General features: G+C 38.2%; 12 protein-coding genes and 3 pseudogenes. 2 read left to right on the forward strand and 13 right to left on the reverse strand.

The window, feature by feature from the left end; genetic code table 11:
* Positions 1–55: 55 nt before the first annotated feature.
* The 6 genes and pseudogenes from LKW28_RS02805 to LKW28_RS02830 form a co-directional block, all read right to left on the reverse strand.
* On the reverse strand, positions 56–2,125 hold the full coding sequence (locus tag LKW28_RS02805; RefSeq protein WP_229138812.1) for a bifunctional aldolase/short-chain dehydrogenase: 2,070 nt from the start codon (positions 2,123–2,125) through the stop codon (positions 56–58).
* A gap of 177 nt (positions 2,126–2,302) precedes the next feature.
* Positions 2,303–3,628 (reverse strand): MFS transporter, encoded by a 1,326-nt coding sequence (locus LKW28_RS02810; RefSeq protein WP_229138813.1) that lies wholly within the window; start codon positions 3,626–3,628, stop codon positions 2,303–2,305.
* Between the two features lie 23 nt (positions 3,629–3,651).
* Positions 3,652–3,966: pseudogene (rhaM, locus tag LKW28_RS02815) on the reverse strand (L-rhamnose mutarotase).
* A 348-nt stretch (positions 3,967–4,314) separates the two neighbouring features.
* The gene (locus tag LKW28_RS02820) at positions 4,315–7,125 is read right to left on the reverse strand and encodes a glycoside hydrolase family 2 protein (RefSeq protein ID WP_229138814.1); all 2,811 of its coding nucleotides are present in this window, start codon (positions 7,123–7,125) and stop codon (positions 4,315–4,317) included.
* A 35-nt stretch (positions 7,126–7,160) separates the two neighbouring features.
* The gene (locus LKW28_RS02825; RefSeq protein WP_229138815.1) at positions 7,161–9,494 is read right to left on the reverse strand and encodes a beta-galactosidase; all 2,334 of its coding nucleotides are present in this window, start codon (positions 9,492–9,494) and stop codon (positions 7,161–7,163) included.
* Positions 9,481–12,834 carry a DUF5107 domain-containing protein gene (locus LKW28_RS02830; RefSeq protein WP_229138816.1) on the reverse strand — a complete coding sequence of 1,118 codons (3,354 nt, stop codon included), beginning with the start codon at positions 12,832–12,834 and terminating at the stop codon, positions 9,481–9,483. Before LKW28_RS02830 ends, LKW28_RS02825 begins: the two co-directional genes overlap by 14 nt.
* Positions 12,835–13,064: 230 nt before the next feature.
* Between LKW28_RS02830 and LKW28_RS02835 the strand changes: the two genes are divergently transcribed.
* Positions 13,065–13,949 (forward strand): AraC family transcriptional regulator, encoded by an 885-nt coding sequence (locus tag LKW28_RS02835; RefSeq protein ID WP_229138817.1) that lies wholly within the window; start codon positions 13,065–13,067, stop codon positions 13,947–13,949.
* A gap of 134 nt (positions 13,950–14,083) precedes the next feature.
* On the opposite strand, the gene LKW28_RS02840 is transcribed toward LKW28_RS02835, so the two are convergent.
* The 4 genes from LKW28_RS02840 to LKW28_RS02855 all read right to left on the reverse strand — a co-directional run bounded on the left by LKW28_RS02840 (position 14,084) and on the right by LKW28_RS02855 (position 17,946).
* A complete protein-coding gene (locus LKW28_RS02840; protein ID WP_229138818.1) occupies positions 14,084–14,800 on the reverse strand; it encodes a LutC/YkgG family protein in 717 nt (238 codons plus the stop codon).
* On the reverse strand, positions 14,800–16,227 hold the full coding sequence (locus LKW28_RS02845; protein WP_229138819.1) for a LutB/LldF family L-lactate oxidation iron-sulfur protein: 1,428 nt from the start codon (positions 16,225–16,227) through the stop codon (positions 14,800–14,802). Before LKW28_RS02845 ends, LKW28_RS02840 begins: the two co-directional genes overlap by 1 nt.
* A 15-nt stretch (positions 16,228–16,242) precedes the next feature.
* Complete coding sequence (locus tag LKW28_RS02850) at positions 16,243–16,962, reverse strand: (Fe-S)-binding protein (RefSeq protein WP_229138820.1); 720 nt, start codon at positions 16,960–16,962, stop codon at positions 16,243–16,245.
* 258 nt (positions 16,963–17,220) lie between these two features.
* Positions 17,221–17,946 carry a FadR/GntR family transcriptional regulator gene (locus LKW28_RS02855; RefSeq protein ID WP_229138821.1) on the reverse strand — a complete coding sequence of 242 codons (726 nt, stop codon included), beginning with the start codon at positions 17,944–17,946 and terminating at the stop codon, positions 17,221–17,223.
* 225 nt (positions 17,947–18,171) lie between these two features.
* On the opposite strand from LKW28_RS02855, the gene LKW28_RS02860 reads away from it, so the two are divergent.
* Positions 18,172–19,863 (forward strand): L-lactate permease, encoded by a 1,692-nt coding sequence (locus LKW28_RS02860; protein ID WP_229138822.1) that lies wholly within the window; start codon positions 18,172–18,174, stop codon positions 19,861–19,863.
* Positions 19,864–20,098: 235 nt separating this feature from the next.
* On the opposite strand, the pseudogene LKW28_RS02865 reads toward LKW28_RS02860, so the two are convergent.
* The 3 genes and pseudogenes from LKW28_RS02865 to araA all read right to left on the reverse strand — a co-directional run.
* Positions 20,099–20,239 (reverse strand): annotated as a pseudogene (locus tag LKW28_RS02865) (iron-sulfur cluster-binding protein); the annotation flags it as partial.
* 55 nt (positions 20,240–20,294) lie between these two features.
* Positions 20,295–20,459, reverse strand: a pseudogene (locus LKW28_RS02870) (Fe-S oxidoreductase); the annotation flags it as partial.
* Between the two features lie 174 nt (positions 20,460–20,633).
* Positions 20,634–22,049, reverse strand: a complete 1,416-nt coding sequence (araA, locus tag LKW28_RS02875) for an L-arabinose isomerase (RefSeq protein WP_229138823.1) — start codon at positions 22,047–22,049, stop codon at positions 20,634–20,636.
* Between the last annotated feature and the right edge of the window lie 14 nt (positions 22,050–22,063).

Below are 22,063 nucleotides of genomic sequence, written 5' to 3' on the forward strand. Positions count from 1 at the left end.
TAGTATACCACATAACAAAAGAGGCCATTGAATGACCTCTTCCGATTTGTATTATTTATCTTGTAAATGCTGCTGGTACTCCACCGTCAACAGTTAACATACATCCTGTTGTTTTATCTGATTTTGATGATGCGAAATATGCGATTGCTTCCGCAATATCAGATGGATAGATGTTTACTAGTAATGTTGTACGTTTGCGATAGTGTTCTTCTAATTGGTCTGGGTCAATTCCGTATGCTGCCGCACGTTCTTCACGCCATCTTGAACCCCAAATCGCTGAACCTTGAAGTACAGCATCTGGCAGTACAGAGTTTACGCGAATGCCATATTCTCCACCTTCAGCAGCAATACAACGTGCAAGATGTGTTTCAAGTGCTTTTACTGAGCTATATGCAGCTGCATTTTTACCTGCATATACAGAGTTTTTAGAACCAACGAATACCATGTTTCCACCGACACCCTGTTGTTTCATTTGCTTGAATGCTTCACGAGCAACTAGGAAATAACCAGTACCTAATACATTCATATTCAAGTTCCACTCTTGAAGAGTTGTTTCGTCAATTGGGCTTGATGTAGCAAGACCCGCATTGTTCACGATTGTGTCGACACCACCAAAGTTTAGGGCTGCTTGATCAAATGCTGCTTGAACCATTTCTTCTTTTGTTACGTCCATTTTTACTGCAAGTGCACGATTTGCACCGAAAGTTTCGTTAATTTCAGCTGCCACTTTTTCTGCGCCTTCAAGATTAAGGTCAGCAAGAACAACATGTGCACCCTCAGATACGAGGCGACGAGCTGTTTCACTACCAATACCACCAGCACCGCCAGTGATGAATGCTACCTTTCTTGAAAATTCAGCTTCAGCTGGAGCAAGAGTTAATTTATATAATTCCAATGGCCAATATTCTACATTATAAGATTCATTTTCACTTAAAGAAACAAAGCTTCCTAGAGTCGTAGAGCCCTTCATAACGGCAATTGCACGATGGTATAATGCGCCACTTACTCTTGAATTATTTACGTCTTTACCTGTGTTCACCATACCTAATCCAGGAATTAAGATTACTCTTGGTGCAGGCTCAAACATTTTGTCGCCTTCGTTTTTATTGCGCTCAAAGTATTCTTTATAAGAAGCTTTAAAGCTTTCTACACCCTCTTTGATAGCAGAGATTAGAGCTTCAACGTCTTTCGTTTGTGGATCCCATTGTACATAAAGTGGTGTCATTTTTGTATGAACAAGGTGGTCTGGACATGCCGCACCGATTTGTGATAGCTCTGGTGCATTGTGGCTGTTTACAAATTGCAGGACATCTTCACCACGGTCATAGGTTAAAAGCATTTTCTTTTCTTCGCTTACCGCTCCACGAATTACTGGCATTACTTTTGCTAGAATACTAGTTGCTTCTTCATCAGTAAGAGCTTCATATTTTTGACCGCCAAATACGGATGCTTCATCCACCTTAGAGTTGATATAGCTCTCTGCTTCGTTAATGATTTCGATTGTTTTTGCGTAAGATTCTTCAGAGGTTTCACCCCATGTTACAAGGCCATGCTTTTCCATTAATACTAGCTCAGCATTTGGATTGTTTTTTACACCTTCAGCAATCATCTTTGATAGTGTGAAGCCAGGGCGTACATATGGAACCCAAACAAAACGGTTTCCAAAGATCTCTTCTGCGATTTGCTTTCCATTGTCTGCACAGCAGATGCTGATGATTGCGTCTGGATGTGTGTGGTCCACTTGTTTGAATGGCAGGAATGCATGTAATAATGTTTCGATTGATGCTCTTGGATGTTTGCTGTCGATCATGCAATGTGATAGGTATGCAACCATATCTTCATCAGACATTTCATCACGTTCGATTAATGGACGAATATCGTCTAAACGTAAACCAGTGAAATTATGTGCTTTCATTGTTGCTAGGTCAGAACCGCTTCCTTTTACCCACATCACTTCAACATCACGGCCACGGAAATCCTTTTCAATTGTTTTCATGGATGTATTTCCACCGCCCCAGTTACATACAGCACGGTCAGAACCGATTAAATTTGAACGGTATACTAATTCATCTACACCTTTTTCTATTTGCGATGCTTTATTTGAATCCCAATAATTTTGTACCATTTGAATTCCTCCGTTTTTAAAATTAATTATCCTGTGTTTTATTATAATATATATTTGTTTATTTTTGAATATAAAATTTAAATATTTGTTTATGTTTGTTTTTATTAAAAGGAAGTGTAAAACCATTAACGAAGAAAACTCCGAATTCAGATCGGAGTTTTCACTACTCAAACAAACCTAGTTAAAGTTGCTAACCTTTTTGTTTCCATTATCATTAGGATTTCCATACCGCTCTTCTTCAATTTGTTCTAAAGTCTTCCCTTGAGTATTCGGTGCTAACGCAATTCCAATTACCAAATGAATAGCTAAGAACGTTATCATCACGATTCCAGCAACCTTAAATCCTAATGTCAACATTAAGGTTGGTAGAATGAAAGAATAAATGGCAATTCCGGTACGAACAATAAAATACATGGTTCCTTGTGCACTAGCCCGGTAGCGGGTTGGGAAAAGTTCACTTGTCCATAGTGCATAGAAGGCTTGTGCACCAATTCCCGCTGAAGAACCCCATAGAATAACAAATATGATTAATGTAGGCCAAGTCATTGGCATAAAGGTTAAGATAATCCAAGCAACGAGCCCCATTGCAGCACCTACACCAAATAACATTCTTCTGCTAACTTTATCCGCCAGTTTCATAAATCCGAAATAGGTTACAAGAACTGTAAACATCCATAAAAATGCTTGAAGCATATTTGCTTGGCCTGTGCTTAATCCACCAACATTCTCATAGATGTATGGCATGAAATAGCCCATAGCACCTGCGGTTAAATTCCAGAACAAATAGATACCTATTAGTAAAAATAATGCTTGGCGATTTACTTTTAGTGTGAAAAGTTCTTTAAATGTATTACCCTTTTCTTTTCCAAGGGCAGCGTCTTTTTTATCTTGTGCCTGTTGTTCTTCCCACATTTTTGATTCATCTAGCCCTTGGCGTAAATACCAAGTTACTCCAGCGACAATCAGTAAATGAATAAATATTAATCTTGAACCTAATAATCCAAGCGGTGCTAGTACTACGGCAAGGAAAAAGGTAATCATTGGACCAATTGACCATGCCAGTTGAGCCGTTCCTACGTGTGCAGCACGTTTATCTTTTGGTGATTCTTCCGCAATATATGTCCAAGATACTGGAACACCTGCACCAACTGCAATACCAGTGATGATCGTTCCGATTAATAGCATTGGGAAACTAAAGGAAAGCGCAATCAATAAGACGCCGACCATATAAAGTAATAAATCATAAGTAAATATAAACTTTCTTCCAAACTTATCTGTTAAAGGGCCGCCAATTAATGCCCCGATTGCTGCACCAAATGCGTTCGCACTTAAGGCACTTAATAGTCCCACACCGATATTGTCAATATTCAAGTATGCTTGCCAAAGTGTTAAGCTACTTGCAGCTGCAATAATGGAACCGGCTTCAATATAATTAGCCATTGCAACGGATATTGTAGCTTTCCAGCCAGTCGTTTTCTTAGCACCAATTTTTCTAGTTGCCATTTGCCTTCCTCCTGTTGAATGATTTAATCCATATGGAATACTTCTTTTAGATCCTTTGAAACAGGGCTTGAATCTGGATTTGTTTCCATGACTGGCTCCATGAACTTCCACCACTATTGGTTGATTTCAGTTGTCGCCATTTGCTTCCACTTTTCCTCATCTTCAATTTCAATGTACCCAAATAACGTATTGGTATCTTTATCCAAGAATATGGAATAGTTCTTTCCCCCATGGTTACGCAGTTCTTCCACCATCTCTGGCCAAATTTCGTTATGACGTTTTTCATATTCTTCATGCATGTCAGGATAAACAGTCATGACAAATGCTTTTCTAATCATTTTGTTCCTCCTTCTTATGTAAGCGTTATTGGTAATCGCTTACTTTAATAATCAAAAAAAGAAGACCGTTGTGTTTGATAACGTTTTCTATAATAGTATTTTACTATAACTAGTATTTTAATATATAACTTTATTTGTATTTTTTATTATCCTTATTTGCCGGATTTCCTAAAAAAAAGAGGGCCCAATAGCAAGGCTTATTGGACACCCCTCATTCAATATTTTCCACATTATTAATTCCATTTTCGTCATTTTTAGTCAAAAGAGTAAGGCGGTTCCCTTTCTATTTACGAAACATAGAAAAAGAGAAACCGCCTTTCCTCATTGTGCTCTTAATCGTGGATTTTTTTACCAATTTCCTTTTAATTTAAATAAGCCAAGCAGTTCCCCGACGGTAAGATTTGAGGTTGGGTTAAACTGGTCACTCATAAGGTAATGGATTTGATCATGCAGTAAGAACTCTACTTCCGGTCGTTTCAGATTTTCTAAGATTTTGAAGGTAGATACATACAGCTTCCCTTCTCCTACTTTTGTTTCAAACGAGTAGGCTAAATCTTTTCCACGGTTGTGGTTATCAATTACTTCCACAATCTGTTTAATTTGTGGAACTGTTTCCAAATTGATAGCTGTTGCTCGATCCACCAGATGGAACCAATTCCAATTTGATCGTCCATCATGAGGGAAATTTCCAAGTGATGGATGATCATGAATGATCATACCCATGGTTGTACCGATTTGTGCCGGGAACCAAATATAATTCCAAAAGATTGGCAGAAACCTCGTTTTCACTTCGTCAAATTGATTCCCTTCCTCAGCAATAATCCATGCTTTCCCTCCGTCAAGCAAAAATTGCAAAAGCTCTGTTGACAAATGATCAGATATTGCTAGATCAATATCCTTTTCTTCCTTATAGCTAAAGCCATCAAAGCCTATTTTTCCTGTGAATTTTGCTCCATAGAGTGATATTCCTAATTTAGGAACATCTGTCCAAATTCCGCTTGTATTCTTATGAAGAGTTGGTCTTTTATATGTCCAAAACTCCCATTCATTTTCAATAGTTTTATCAACCCCCAAAAGCTTGACCGCTAAACGAAGGGACTGGCTACAATTTGCAGGTGTATCCACTTCAATCACACCAATAGAAGATATATTCCCCGGAATGATTTCACTTATTGAAATTGAATCAGTTTTAATAACCTGCTGATTGGCCGATAACTCCCATATTAGTTTGCTATTCTGGAACGAATACGTACTATAATTCGAAACATCGATGGTAACCCTTATTTTTTCTCCCGCATAAAATGTGCGATTCAAGGATCGCATTAGAACGACAACTTCATCATTAAATTCACGGAATTTTTCAGGTGAAATGGTACCTTTATTATCCCAGAATACATCCAATACTCCAGTTGTTGCATGGCCTTGGCCCGGAAAATCTCGTATATCCAATAGTTGAATTCCTGAAAGCCCTGATGTCCTTCTCGCTCTTTCAATATTTTCCTTATAGGCTCTTTTCTGCAGTGTTCCAGATGCTTCAATAAATTCGTCAATCCGACTCAGTTTCCCTTTCCTTTCCAATGTTGCCATTGTAGTTTCTAACCAATGTGGACGCAAAACCCCTTTATATTTATCTGCCTCCTGTGGTCTGACATACATCGTGAATTGTCCATGCTCATGTGCAAGGATTGGCTTATCTTCTTGCATTGTTACGATATTGTAATCCTCAAATGTATTAGGGGTACCTGCGAAATTATTATTCAATGGAGGATGTGCATTTAATGACGGGATATAAAAGTCACCTTCGCGATCATGTGCAGGAAGACGCCCAAAGCCTGTATTATCTGTATATAATCTCGTTGAATCTAACGTCCTGCAAAGCCTCACCATTTCATTCAATTTTTCATGTCCCTGTGGACTAATTAATTCATTCCCTGGTGACAGTAATACAAATGAAGGATGCTCGTTTAATGATTCCATTAACCTATATAACTCTCTCGTTAGAAAGTCATGCACATCCTTATCTGGCTCTTTCTCTCTGTTCTTATAAATCCCTGACCAATGTGGCAGCTCTGTTTGTACTAACATTCCTTCCTCATCTGCTGCTTCCCAAAACGGTTTTGGCGGGGTCCATCCATGTAACCTCACATGATTAAAACCGTATTGTTTCACGGTCGTAAATTGCTTGATATAATCTTCCTTTTTCCAGCTTGGATAACCTGTTTGCGGGAAGATACAGCAATCAACATACCCTCTTAAGAATTTTGGCACACCATTTACTAGAATTTGTTTGCCTTTTGTATGGATTGATCTAATCCCCAAGGTACGTATTTGTTGGTCAATCTTATTGCTTGAATCAATCATGGAAACCTTAAGATGATAGAAATAAGGATTACGATCATCCCAATAAATAACATCCTTCCATAAGTCAATTGTCAGGTGTTGTTTATCATGTAAAGGATCAATAGAGGTTTGAACTTCGTGAACAACCCCTCCATCCTTTTTAAGGATTTGAATGGACAGATAGCTGTCTGAACTTAGTAAATGATTATTTTTCAGATTCATTTCAATCTCGATGTTTTTCTTCTCTATTCTTGGGTAAACCCTCAGATCTTGAATGTTTACTTTCGGAAGTCCCTCCAAATAGATTCCGCCAGTTATCCCACCCCAATTTGTAGCAGTATGGTATGAATGAATATGACTGTCATGAAGCGGGTATTTCATTTCATTGTTAACATAAATAACAATTTGATTTGTTTCACCAATTTTAATGAATTCTGTTACATCAAAAACATGATCACTTACAAGACTTTCGCCTTCTCCAGCAAGATGATTATTGATCCATACTTTTGTCATCCAGCGAGCACCTGAAATGACTAAATTCATTTCTTGATTCTTAAATTCTTCAGAGATGAAAACTTCCCTAGAATACCATGCTGTTCCTACGTACTCATGCAACTTTTTCCAAGTCCCAATCGGATTATGCCTGGAAGCTTCACCAAAGCCTTGCTCCTCCCACGAGCCAGGTACGGTTATCGATGATTTCGCTAAAGAATTACCAAAATCCGTTTCTAAATTTTTTTCCTCAGGATCTAGCATAAACTGCCATTCTCCATTTAAAGAAAGCCTTCTTCTTGTCTCTGCTTTCAACGTATTAATCAACCTATTTCCTCCTCATTTGTATTTTTATCATACGATTACAACTCTATTTCAAATTCTCGAATTGCCGTAACCTTAATTGATTTAATTTCAGCAATTTGATTATTGACCACCTCAGCCCTTGCTGCCATTGGTGAATCACTCTTCACAAAGCTGCCTTCTTTTAATGGAGAAATATAAACATACATTCCTTTTTCTAATAGGTCTTTTTTATGCTGAGACAGGCCGATTTCCCATGTATCATGATTACAAAAATTATCATGAATTAACTCCCCATCGATAAACGCATACCCAATATCACCGGCATACTCAATTTGAAGTAGAAGTTCTTTTACATCTTCAAAAGCCTCGGGTTCAAAATGAATCTCTGCTTTATTTTGAGTGACCATACTAACCTCTAATTCTGAATGGGCTGTTCGTACCGTTTTCTTAAATTCCTTGAATATGACATGATTACCTGAACCAGCTATTTCCGCACCGGCGATTTTAATCGTCTCATTCAAGCATGGGAATGATAGAATCTCAATAATCTCATTACCTTTACTTTCCACCCTTATCTTTTCTTCTTCTACAAGTAAGGTTACATTCGTAATGAAAATTTGTTCTTTCCCTTTAATTCGAAACTTCCAAAAGTTTAAGCTTTGTTCATGTGTCAACGTACAAATATGAAGTCTCTTACCCGATTTTAACGTGATATCAACTAGACTAATCTCCTCATTACTTACTTGTATCAACATATTTTCATCAGAAATGATATTCGCATGATCTGCACTAACTGCTTGGATATCATCACTTTTAAAATAATACTCACCCTTCATTCCTTTTGGAGTAAAGAAGAAAAAGTATGTCTCACCCTCATGTTCGATGCTTGTAAGTAATTGAGTAGTTGAATATGTAAGGGTAAGTCCTTGCAAATCCAGGTTAAATGGAAGAATACAGCTTTCATCCTTTGCTAACGACATACTGCCTGATTTAGGAAGCAGAATCTCTTCATTCTCTAGGTTCACTTTGATAGCAAAGTCTTTTTGGTCCTGTGTTTTAACATGATCCTGATAATTATTAATAAAAACAAAACCAGAATCTTTATGTGCTCTTACAGCAAATCTTAATGTTTCAATATCATATGGGTCCATATCTTTCGTATCGTATGGCAGGAGTGTTTTGGTTTGGCAAAAGCTCTCCTCTACACTTTCATAGAAATAATGTTGACGCTTCAATCTTTTATAAGACTCTCTCACTTGTCCAAATTCTCCAATCGGAGCTTGATAGTCGTAGGATATTTTTGGTGTAGCATTTTCATTCAAGAACGGCGTCTTTTTACCCTTCGGATTTGAACCACCGTGAAACACATAGTAACCTACAAAATTACATCCTCCAGCGACCTTCATTCCTGCCATGGCGTCAACACTTTCATATGGCAGCTTGAATCTATATTTATAAAAGACAGTCATTCCGCCTCCCATTTCACAGCAAGCAAATGGAAGACTCTCACGACGATAATCCGGATCAAACCCATAGCTTTTCTGTTGGTCATTATGATAGTCTCTATAAATAAATTCTGGTGTAGCAGGGTGTTCGCTCACATCTCCATAAAAAATCCATGGCCAAAAAGCGTATCCGCCCCATAGGGGCAGAACCTCATCAACAGGTGCTGCTGCTCCTCCCCAGGAAGTACTCGTGTAGATTGGAGTTTGAATTCCGGCTTGGTTAGCTAATTCCTTTAGTTTAATTATATGAGCTTCTCCATCCCTGCCTGCCGGCACCCACTCATTACTTGTTCCATTTGTTATCTCCCAAGGTGCACCTGCATGTTCATACTCATTCTCGATCTGGGTACCAATGATAGGGCCACCCTCTTTAAAGAGTAACCCTTGGACCTGTTTGCCAATTTCTTGATAGAACCTTTCCACATATGACAAATACGCTTGGTCATTTGACCGAAGCTCAAAAGGTCTTCCAAAAAGCCAATCAGGAATACCGCCATTTCTTGCCTCACCATGGGAAAATGGTCCAATCCTCAAAATCACACCTAAGCTGTGCTTGCCACATAGACCGACGAATTTTCTGAGGTTTTTATTCCCTTCCCATTCAAAAATTCCTTGCTGCTCTTCATGATGGTTCCAAAAAATATAAGTCGGGATAATATTTATTCCACCCATTTTCATTTTGATGATCTCATCTTCCCATTGATCACAGTTATATCTGCTGAAGTGAAACTCCCCACTTATCCCGAAAAACGGTCGACCATTCTTTTCCATATAGTAGTTTGTAAAGCTATAACTTTCTCCTGCTAAATTTGAGCCACTAAGCTTAGTTTTGAGCGGGTATATCTCTTTTTGCGTATTTTTGACGTCAATCCTATATACTTTCATGACGGATTTTCTCCTTTATGAATGATTTATGAATCATTGCTCCTTGGTGACATGGGTCAAGGTGTAAGGCTTGTTTAAATTGTTCTAGGGCATTGTCAAATTCATTAAGCCCCATTAAACCGAGAGCTTTCATATAAAAACAATGAACTTGATTTCGTTTATTAAGGTCATCCTCAAAGACTAGAAAATCTGGTAGTGAAACAGCGAAATAATCAAGGATCACGTCCTCAAATATGTGTTTTTCTGCATAATCAACTAGTTTATTAAATCGTCGTTTCGCTTCTTTCACATTCTTCAACTTTAGCCAAGCTAAGCCCTGATAAAAAATCATTTCTGGTGGCTGATCATAGTAGTACATCACACTTGTAGGTTCTTCCAATCCCAACGATGCAATCGTAAAGCATTCAATCGATCGATCGGTTTGATCTAGCCTTTCGTAAGCAATACCAAGGTAATAATAGATATTGTTTTCCTGTGCACCAGCTAATTTACCTTCTCCAAGATTATGAGGGTAATTGAGTGCATGATTAAAGAATGGAATAGCTTGCTCATATTTTTCCATTGCTAAATATCTTTTACCAAGCTCAACATGTGCCAGCACATACTGACCGGTTACCTTCCCTTCTCCACCTTCCCAAGGGTGAAAAATACGTTTAGATAATAGTTCAATGGACTTTTCATAGTCTCCTAACGTATTTAAAAGTGTAATGTACTCAACAAATAAATCATCCCGCTCTTCAACCAAATTCAGATATGATTGAAGTTGATTCAGGCGTTTCTCAGGGGAGTAGCCTAGTTTTTTGTACAGTTGATCCAATTCAAATAACAAACGGGCATCAGATTGATTACAAGTGAATGCCTTTTCAAATGAAGAAAGTGCTTTTTCAGTATGCTTAAGTACATTAAAGTAAGCCAATCCTAAGTTTCGATGGACAGTAGCAAAATTGGAATTTATTGATTTAGCCATTTCCCAATGCGTAACTGCCTCAAGATGTCGTTTTTTATCATATAGTAAGTTTCCTAAATAATAATGCGCTTTATCATCCTGTGGTTCCATCTCAATGATTTGTTCTAACACAATCATTTCAAATAAAGAATTTGGAAAACAGTAGTCAGGCGATGATGCATTCCCTTTTTGTCTATAAATAGCTGCATTTTCTACTTGATTCAGTTTTTCATATAAATAGGCTAAGGTGTAATGTACCATTGGATACGAAGTGTTACCCTCTGTATTTGCCACACGTTGGAGAACCTGAATCGCTTCCTCGAAAAGTCCACTTTCCGCATAATCTGCAGATAAATGTAAATGGTTATGTACATCCCCTCGCATTAACTGTTCAAGCTGTTTTAATATTTCCTCTGCCTTTTCGGTTTCACCCTGCTCTTTTAACACCAAATAAAGCTCATTATAGGAACCGAAATCCGCTATATCATTTTTAATTGTTTCATTCGCATATGCCTTTGCTTCTTGCAATCGCAGACTCTTTCTTAATAAGGCTGTTTTAAGGTTACGTGCCTTATAATTACGAGTATTACGGATCAATGATTTTTCAATATGAACTAACGCTTCCTCGTATTCTTTATTTTCACAGTCAATTTGAGCCAGGGAGAAATAACCACTATCCTGCCATGTAGCAGACCAAACTGATTTATAGAAGCTAGCATAGGCCTCCTTTAATTTCCCTTGTAACTTTAGAGTTAATCCAAGCTGATAATATGCTTCGGAATCATAAGGATTTGGGTTGCGCCACGTTAATGACTCGATTGCTTTTCGAAAATAGCCTTCACTATCTCTTAATAAACCTCGACGTAGTAACAATACGCCATATGCGACATTAATCCGAATATCTTTTGGGTCCCGTTTTAAGCCTTCTAAATAGTAATCTTCTGGTGCAAAAGTTGCATGCCGGTATTGCTCTAAGTGCAGCCCTGCGAGGTACAGCTCCTCTGTTGTCTTTAACTCCTCTGGAAGTGGAAGTGGCTTTGCAGGATCCGGAATTTCTTCAACCTTTTTCTCTTCAGGCTGATAGGTGATTAATAAACGTCCTTTATGATCTTTTACAGATATGAATAGATCATGAGATAGCTCTGCTTGTTCTAATTGCACCTCGGTCTGAAACGTATTTGTCGGAGATAACGTTGTTGTTTCATTCATATATATTTTGCTTTTACCCTTTAATTCGATGACCAGATTTTCAAAGAGAGATGTTACATAAACTAATACCTTGGCACGTTTTAACGATTCATCGACTTCTACATTCACAGCCGCATCTATTGAAGCATTTTTGACAACTCCAATATTTTTGTAAGGCATGAAATATTGTTTAAATGTTTTTTCTTCATATGGTTGCAGCCATGAGAAGTCGGGTTGATTATCCGTATATACACCGGTCATAAGTTCAATGTATGGACCATCTTCATCTGTTAAATTCCTGTCCCACGCCTGTCCAAATTCACCATTTCCCCATGTCCATTGCTTTTTCCCTGGCGATATATGATGATTAGCCACATGCAACAGACCTGCTTTCATCCCATGGTCGTATCCGCCAACAAAATTATATTTAGACTTGTAAGCCATATAGGAAGTTGGAACAGGGACATTTTTATACCTTGAAATATCTACTCCTTCTGAATAGTCCATTTTATAATAAGTACCTGTTGCAATTGGAAATTTGGAAACATCACGCTTCCCATGATCCATTACAGCATGTACATCAGGAGGAAAGACGGATTGTGTGTGATCATTTACAGCAACAGCTGGATTAGCCCACCAAAGAAAGGTTTGTGGTTCTGAGGTTCTATTATATAGTTGAGCTGAAATCTCCAAATATGCTTTACCAGGATGTAAGGTAAACCCTGCTGTGACCTTCGTGCCATACATTCTATCTATTTCACTCACCCAGACTGTCGCACTGCCATCGTCATTTTCAGTCATTCGATATCCTACTGGGCCAAATGTAGTTGGGCGATGGTGCTGTGGCCAATTAAATTCAATTCCTCCAGAAATCCATGGACCCGCTAAACCAACCAGTGCAGGCTTGATGACACGATTATAGTAAACAAAGTCATAGTTATTCGTCTTATCTAGTGCACGATAAATTCTCCCGCCAATTTCTGGCATGACTTCGATTCGAACATATTCATTTTCCAAAATAACGAATTGATAGGTTACTAATTTCTTATCATTATAGATTTTATCAATAACAGGGTGAGGATAGACCTTCCCCGAGCTCCCTTGATAGACTCTTTTTTCAAGGAACATCGGATTCTTATTTGGCTCCCCGACTCCATAGGTTGGGATATCCCGCTTTTCTTCCCATATACGAACAGTACGATCCATTTTTGTTACCTCCCACTTCAGATCTGTTGATGTCTCATACTATAACGCTATAAGCGCTTTCAAACAATAAATGAAATTCTGTTTTTAATGGACTATATACTGATTTTTTTATAGAATAAGCATGAATAAAAAACAATTACAATGGATAGCTAATTACATATTTTCTTATAAACTATTTTAGTTTTGCATGAAAGTGCCTCTCGTTCAAAAGTTAAGGATGTGGAAAAACGATGATAAAAAAACAGGATGGATTTGAGTCAGAGAAGCTGCTTGTGCTTCCGGAGTATGTATTGAGTGATATCAGTACTCATCCTCTTATAAGTCCCTTTTTTGTCACAGATATCGGCTATTACCCGCATGCAAAATATCATTATCGTGAACGTCTGGAAGCTTGCGATACTCATATTCTAATTTATTGTGCGGATGGTGAAGGCTGGGTGGAATTAAATCATGAAAAGGCCTTTTCACTAAAAAGTCATATGTTTATTGTGATACCAGCTGGCACTCCACACCGTTATGGAGCAGATGAACAAAATCCTTGGAGTATCTATTGGTTTCATTTAAAAGGAGAAGAAGTTATAACTTTTATCAATAGTTTTCATTTAAATGAAGGTCCTTTACAGATCCCATTAAACAATTTTGTAAAATTTATCAATTTATTTGATCAGTGTTTTGTATCGCTTTCTGATAAGCCTTATTCAAAGCTTCATCATATTAAAATATCACAGACAATGAGATATCTTCTAAGTACTCTCGGTTTAGCAAGTGAACGTACCGGTCAAGAGGAAAGAAAGGATTTATATTTAGAAAAAACAATCCACTATATGAACGAAAAGATCCATACTTCCATCAAGCTGCCGGAGCTTGCAAAAATTGCAGGATTATCTACCCAACATTTGACTTACTTATTTAAACAAGAAACAGGCTTTCCTCCAATTGATTATTTCCTGCGGTTGAAAATCCAACGTGCATGCCAGCTATTAGATTTAACAGATTATACTGTAAAGGAAGTAGCAAGTACTCTAGGTATTGATGATTCTTATTATTTTTCTAGGCTATTTAAAAAGATTAACGGCTGTTCTCCAACAGAGTATAGGAAAAGAGAAAAAGGATAATTCCTTTTCTAATGATTTAATTTAAAGCAAATTAACTCACATCCATTTTAAATGATTGGCCACTATATAAATAAGAGCGGCCCCATCTTTTTTGTTAAAAAGATGAGAGCCGCCTTACCTAGTTAGCACATTCTTTATAAATCCTCCACCAATATATAAGTCGCCTTAACCGGTCCATGCACACCCACAACAAGATTCATTTCAATATCTGCTGAGTTACTTGGGCCTGTGATGAAATTGATCGCAGAAGGAACCTGCTCACCGTTTTTGACTTTTTCGCGGAGAAGTTTGGCCGCTTGGGTCATCCGTGGGACGATTGTGCTTTTTGGAACGATCACGATTGAGTGAGCTGGCAGGAAACTGATGGTTCTTCCACGATTTGGGCCACTGTATAGCACAACGGTCCCTGATTCTGCTAATGTGATTTCACTGATGGTAATTCCAATGTTTGCTTGTTCTGCCTTTGTGATGTTTTCTTTCCCTAAGTCAGGATTCCATTCAAAGACATCCTCCTGCTCAGAAGGTAATTTTTCTGTTAGTAGTGGCTGAAGACCAAATTGTTCGAAGCGTTCGTCCTTCCAGGTAACGATTGGTCCGTTTCCGAATTCTTTGATTTTCTTCTCTAGGTCTTCCGATAGCTTTGATTTTGATGTCATGATGAGTTCGGTATGGATTTTTGTACATTGTAGCTTTAAAACTTCGACTAACTCATCTACGGTTGCATCCTTTAATACTTCTTCCTGTGGGTTATGTTTCCACATAGGTGGTGTTAATGTTGTTTTTCGTTCCCGTCCAAGTTGATTCGCTATTTGGTCGAGGAAGGCGTCGCGATTTTGGATGGTTCCTTTCATTACTCTTTGCCTCCCTTTTCTCGGTTGTTAAACCAATCTCTAAATCTTTCTTTGTTTGGTGCTGGGAAATCGCGTACATCTGTCCATTCTTTTAGCATGCCGACTCCTTTTGTGATTTTGTCACCATGAGTAAGTGGCTTTGTTAATGTTGGTGCGAGTTTTGAACCCATTTGGTAAAGAGATGGTGAAGATGCTCCAAAACCAAATGCCTTCATTAATAGCTTTTCAGAGATAGGTGCACGGCCTTCCTTCTCTACTATCACTTCACGATGTTTATGGATCAATTGGTGAAGTGGGATTTTTACTGGACAAGCATCCGTACAAGCGCCACAAAGTGTTGATGCATATGGAAGTTCTTTGTGATCATCATAGCCTCCAAGTAATGGCGTTAACACAACCCCGATTGGGCCTGGATAAATCGATCCATAAGAATGACCGCCAACATGACGATATACTGGACAAACATTAATACAAGCCGCACAGCGAATACATTGTAAGACGGATTGAAATTCCGTGCCTAGAATATTTGAGCGTCCATTATCTACAATGACAAGATGGAAGTCTTCTGGTCCATCAACATCGCCTTCTTCACGTGGACCTGTTAGTGTCGTGATATAGCTTGTTAATTTTTGACCAACAGCACTTCTAGTTAGCATTCCAACAAGTACTTCCATTTCCTCAAAGGTTGGAACTAGGCGTTCCATCCCCATTACGACAACCTGTGTCTTTGGGAGGGCAGCGACAAGATCGGCATTTCCTTCGTTTGTTACAAGGGTAATAGAACCTGTTTCAGCAACGGCGAAATTACATCCCGTAATCCCCATATCTGCCTGTAAAAACTCTTGGCGTAATGATTCTCTTGCAAATAAAGCAAGTTCTTCAGGTTTTTCCGAATTCTTATAATCCATTTTGTTCGCAAATACATCGCGAATTTGTTCTTTGTTTTTATGCAAAGCCGGTACAACGATATGGGATGGTGGATCATGATCATCCATTTGTAGGATGTATTCACCAAGGTCTGTTTCAATGACTCGGCAACCCGCTTCCTCAAGCTTTTGATTTAAGCTGATTTCTTCCGTCACCATTGATTTCGCTTTAACAATGCTTTTAGCTTCTTTTTCTTTCGCAAGTTCACTGATGTATGTACTTGCTTCTTCAGCGGTTTGGGCAAAGAATACATGTCCGCCTCGGTTTGAAACCTGCTCGCTTAATTGATATAGGTAATAATCTAAATTTTCGAGGACATGCTGGCGGATTTCCTCACCATGGTTGCGCCATTCCTCCCAGTTCCCCAATTCATCCGTAACCGTTTGCTTTCTGCCTTGAATCGTTTCCTGGGCTTTTGATACCGCACCTCTCATGAAGGTGTTTTGAACTTCCTTCTCGACACGTGACTTAAATTTTTCATTGCTTGTTTTTAATGCCACTATTTCTCCCCTCCTCTAGTTTCGATAGTTTAATACTTCTGCGATATGTAAAACTTCTATTGGTTTACCCTGTCTATTAATTCTTCCGCCAATATTCATCAGACACCCTCCGTCTGCTCCAATGAGATAGTCGGCTTCTGTCGTTTCAACACATTGCACTTTTTCATCTACCATTTTTTCTGAGATTTGCCCCATTTTTACAGAGAAGGTTCCTCCAAAGCCACAGCAATTCTCCTTACCTGGAAGCTCAACATATTCAACACCGTCAATATTTTTTAAAAGTTTAATTGGTGGTTCCTTTACTCCTAAAAGTCGCGTCATATGACAGGATGTATGAAAGGTTACCTTTCCTTTGAATGTTGAACCAACATCTGTAATACCTAAAACTTCTACAATGAATTGAGTGAGTTCGTATGTTTTCTTTGCAAGTTCGATTGCTTTTGGTTCCCATACAGGATCTCCTTTAAAAATATCCTTGTATTCGTGGAACATATTTGCACAGGATCCTGATGGACATACAATGTACTCTGCATTTTCAAAGGTTTCTATCATTTTTTTCATGGTTTTCTTCGTTTCTTCTACATATCCGCTATTATACGCAGGCTGTCCGCAGCAAACCTGATCTCGCGGAAACTCCACTTCGCAGCCAAGATGCTCTAATAGCTCAACCGTTGCTTTGCCCACATTTGTTTGAAACATGTCAACAAGACAGGTAGCAAATAAAGTGACTTTCATTTTGGTTTTTCCCCCTTAAGTAAAACAAGTGAACAGGTCGTCTGATGACCTTATAATTAAAACCTATGTTACTACTTTTTTTTATGTTATGGAAGGTTATTTTTGAGATTTCTAAAAATAACCTATGATTTCTCAAAATTGTAAGGTTATGTTGTATTACACTTCTTGCTGCAACTTTATCCCAATCAATAATCGTTTCAAAAGATTATTGATTGGAAATGATGTCCTTAGCATTGACATCGTTTCCACTTTTTATAACTATTCTTCATTTGTCTCTTGAAAATATTTACTTAAGATATTTTCCACATTTTCAAGGTGCATTTGCATGGCTAACCGGGATTTTTCCTGGTTTCTTTCTTCGATTGCCTGATATATTTGGACATGCTCTCGATATAACTTTTCAATCGCTGTTTGTTTGGAGAACAACCAAATTCGTCTTGTTTCTTTCATCGTTTCAATCATCAGCCCTGAAATTTGATCTAGTATAGACGATAATAATGGATTATGGGAAGCTGCAGATAATGCTAAGTGGAACTTGAAGTCTGCTTTCTCACCTAATTCTCCATCACCATGTATCCCCTTCATTTCATCAAGGGCTTCAGCCATGGCCTTTAGATCTTGTTCATTTCGATTTTTTGCCGCAGATACAGCTACGCCCGTTTCAATAATTTTCCTAACTTCTAAAAGATGAACGACATCCTTTTTATTCATAAGGATGGCAGATGAAAGAGGAATAAAAAACCTGCTTGCTTCAAATTCCTTGACGAAAGTCCCTTCTCCTTGTTTTATATCAATAAATCCCTTCGCCTTTAAAGCGGACAGTGCTTCCCTTATAGCCGATCTGCTAACTTGAAAATTTTCAGCTAACTGCTGAACCGATTCTAGCCTATCACCCGGCTTTAATTTTCCTGTTAAAATCATGGTATGTAAGGCTTCTTCCACCTCTTCATATATTTTTTTCGGTTTGATATGTTTATATTCCAACCTTTTCCACCTCATTGAATATTAGCATTAATATAAATAGTATACATCATTAGTCCTTATACTTATATTTTTATCCCAGAACAAAAATATTAAAAAATTTGTTGATTTTTTCGGAATCCATAAATATAATCATATCATATAGTCATATGATGACCATATCTATTAAATCTACTAAAACTTGAAAACGATTACTTTAAAGAGTTAAGACAACAGGGGGAAGACACTTTGACATTCACACAAAACTTTACGGTTGTTGGTGACAATCTTGCTTTAACAGCAATCGTAGCTCTTATTCCAATTCTTTATTTTTTCTGGGCTTTGGCCATTAAAAGAATGAAGGGTCATATAGCCGGGTTAACCACCTTGCTTATCGCATTAGTCCTAGCTGTATTCGCATTTAAGATGCCTGCTGTTACAGCTATAATGTCAGCAACACAAGGAGCCGTATATGGTGTATTACCAATTGGCTTGATCATCATTACATCTGTTTTTCTTTATAAGCTGACAGTTAAAACAGGACAATTTGATATTATTCGTAGTTCTGTCTTATCAATCACAGAGGATAGACGTATACAGGCTTTGCTCGTAGCCTTTTCTTTCGGGGCATTTCTTGAAGGTGCTGCTGGTTTTGGTGCACCGGTTGCAATTTCGGCTGCATTATTAGTTGGCCTTGGATTCAACCCTTTATATGCAGCTGGTCTTTGTTTAATCGCTAATACAGCTCCAGTTGCATTCGGTGCAATTGGGATTCCAATCATTGCAATGGAAGGTCCCACAGGTATACCTGCTACTGAGATTTCGAAAATGGTAGGCCGACAGTTACCGTTCCTATCCGTCTTTATTCCTTTTTATCTTGTGGTCATAATGGCAGGCTTTAAAAAAGCATTGGAAGTTATGCCTGCGATTCTAGTTTCTGGTTTGTCCTTTGCCGTAACACAATATTTATCTTCCAACTTTTTAGGACCTGAATTACCAGATGTTCTTTCTGCTTTGGTATCTTTATTTGCATTGGCTATTTTCATGAAATTTTGGAAACCAAAAACTATTTATCGTTTTTCGGCAGAACAGGAAATGGCAGCAACATTGTCAGCAAATTCGTCAAAACTGAAAGAGAACACATACTCTGGCGGTCAAATTTTCAAAGCATGGTCACCATTTTTAATTTTGACTGGATTTATTTCTGTTTGGGGAATCCCGACTATCAAACTTGCTTTAACTGGGAATTATGAAGGAACCAATGTCATTTTAAAAACAATAAACTCTCTTGGTCATGCTCTTACCTTTAAACCGGAAGTTCCTTGGCTGCACAACAAAATCATTGGTGCTTCTGGGGAACCAATTGCTGCATTGTACAAGCTTGAAATTTTGGGAGCAGCTGGGACGGCTATTCTTTTAGCTGCTATTGTTACAAAATTTATTGTCCAAATTTCTTGGCGCGACTGGGCAATAACATTTGGTGAGACAATGAATGAATTAAAATATCCAATTTTAACAATTGCTACTGTAGTTGGATACGCATATGTAACAAATGCTTCTGGAATGAGTACAACTCTTGGAATGACCTTGGCAAAAACAGGGCAACTCTTTGCCTTTTTCGCTCCAGTTCTAGGATGGCTCGGTGTATTCATCACAGGTTCAGATACATCTGCAAACCTGCTATTTGCCAAGTTGCAACAGGTTACATCAACATCCATCGGTATGGACCCGGTACTAGCACTTGCCGCTAACTCATCTGGAGGGGTAACTGGTAAAATGATTTCCCCACAATCGATTGCCGTTGCTTGTGCAGCAGTTGGACTAGCTGGCAAAGAATCAGACTTGTTCCGTTTTACCATTAAGCATAGTCTTTTCTTATTATTAATGATCTGTATTATTACGTTCCTACAAAATAATGTATTAGCATGGATGATTCCTTAAAATTAATATAAGGTAAGTCCAATAATAAATAAAAATTACCTTTTTAAATAACATCTATCTTCTTGAACATCAAGGCTCCTGGGGAATAACCCTAGGAGCTGTTTTTTATGCTTAATTATGGAACTTAGTCGGATTTAAGATCCTTTGCAATAACTGTATCGTCCGCTCTTCTATCGATATGGTTAATTAGAATAAAGTCTAATATACCAATTTGTTGTTATCGTTTCCGATAATTGTTCGAACGACCGTTATCTACAATGACAAGATGGAAGTCTTCTAGTCCATCTACATCGCCCTCTTCACGGGGACCAGTTAACGTCGTGATATAGCTTGTTAATTTTTGACCAACAGCACTTCTTGTTAACATTCCGACTAGTTTCGATTACTCTCGTAACAAACGAAGGAAATGCTGATTTCTCCCCTCCCTTAGTTCGATAGTTTAATACTTCAGCGATATGTAAAACTTTTATTGGTTTACCTTGTCTGTTAGTTCTTCCGCCAATATTCATAAGGCAGCCCCCATCTGCTCCGATAAGATAGTCGGCTTCTGTCGTTTCAACACATTGCACTTTTTCATCTACCTTTCTCGTTACAATTGCCTCATAGATTGAAAGATGTTCATTGTATAATCGCTCTGTTGTTTTTTCTTTTGAAAATAATGTAAAAAAGGCTCCTAGGAATCGTCCTTGGAACCTGAGTTAAATGTTAAATGTCTATCTATTCCATTATTACATCAAACCAAAGCAGAGTTTTCTCCTTAAGTCGAGAATTTACTTAATCACCACATAGTCCAAATCAACAAGTTTTGCATAGGTCACAATTTGATCTGTTGTTAAATTCAACGAAACAACTGTGTGGTGACCGCCACCATTTTCAATCCAAGCTTTAACACCGTCTTGGAAGTTTGGTCTCACGTTCCAAAGTACACGTGCGACTGGCAGATTTGGAGCTGGCACAGTTGGTTCGAATGCGGAGACTTCGTTGATTAATAGTTTGTAATGTGTACCAAAGTCAGCCATCGAAACAACAACACCGTCTCCTGCTTTACCATCGAATACTAAACGCGCCGGATCTTCACGGTCACCAATACCTAGTGGTGATACAATAATTTTGGGTTTATTACTTGCCAAAGTTGGGTCAACTTCAAGCATATGGGATTGCAGGATTGATTCCTGTCCGGCCGCTAATTCATATGTGTAATCTTCCATAAAGCCAGTTGATTGGTTATGACTCATCACTTTGAGTAGACGGTCAAGTGCTGCAGTCTTCCAATCCCCTTCACCTGCAAAACCATATCCTTGTGCCATTAAGCGTTGAACGGCTAATCCAGGTAGCTGTTTCATGCCATGTAAATCTTCAAAGTTAGACGTAAAGGCATTGTATCCACCTTCATCAAGGAAACGCTTAATTGCAATTTCGTAGCTCGCTTGTACTTTTACACTAGCTTCCCAATCTTCTTTACTATATGTACCATGATCAAATTCATAAAGCTCTTCATATTCTGCAAACAATGCATTAATTTCTTCTTCTGTAACACTATTCACATATTGAACGAGGTCTCCAATACCAAAGTAGTCAACAGTCCAGCCAAATTGAATTTGTGCTTCAATCTTATCTCCATCTGTAACTGCAACATTACGCATGTTATCACCGAAGCGTGCAACCTTAATATTGAAGCTTTCATTATAGGCAACTGCTACGTCCATCCAATCTGCAATCTGCTTTTGTACCTCAGAGCGTTGCCAGTAACCGACAACCACTTTGTTTTGTTTCTTTAAACGAGCATTGATAAAACCATATTCACGGTCACCGTGGGCTGCTTGGTTTAGATTCATAAAATCCATATCAATGGTTGACCAAGGAATGCTTTCATTATATTGAGTGGCTAAATGAAGTAATGGTTTTTGTAATAATTTTGTGCCACGAATCCACATTTTTGCAGGTGAGAATGTATGCATCCATGTGATGACACCAGCAACTTCATCACGATAATTGATCTCTTTCATGATGTTTGTGATTTTATCTGCACTAACCGCTAGGTCCTGTAATACGAGTGGATATGGCAGAATACCACTTTCATTTAGGGCATCCGTCATTTCTTGTGCATGTGCTTTAACTTCTGCCAACGCTTCTTCCCCGTATAAATGCTGTGAACCAACAACAAACCAAAATTCTTTTTTCATCATACTAAACCTCTTTC

The sequence above is a fragment of the Bacillus sp. REN16 genome, from assembly GCF_020731355.1.
Classification (GTDB): Bacteria; Bacillota; Bacilli; order Bacillales; family Bacillaceae_L; genus Ferdinandcohnia.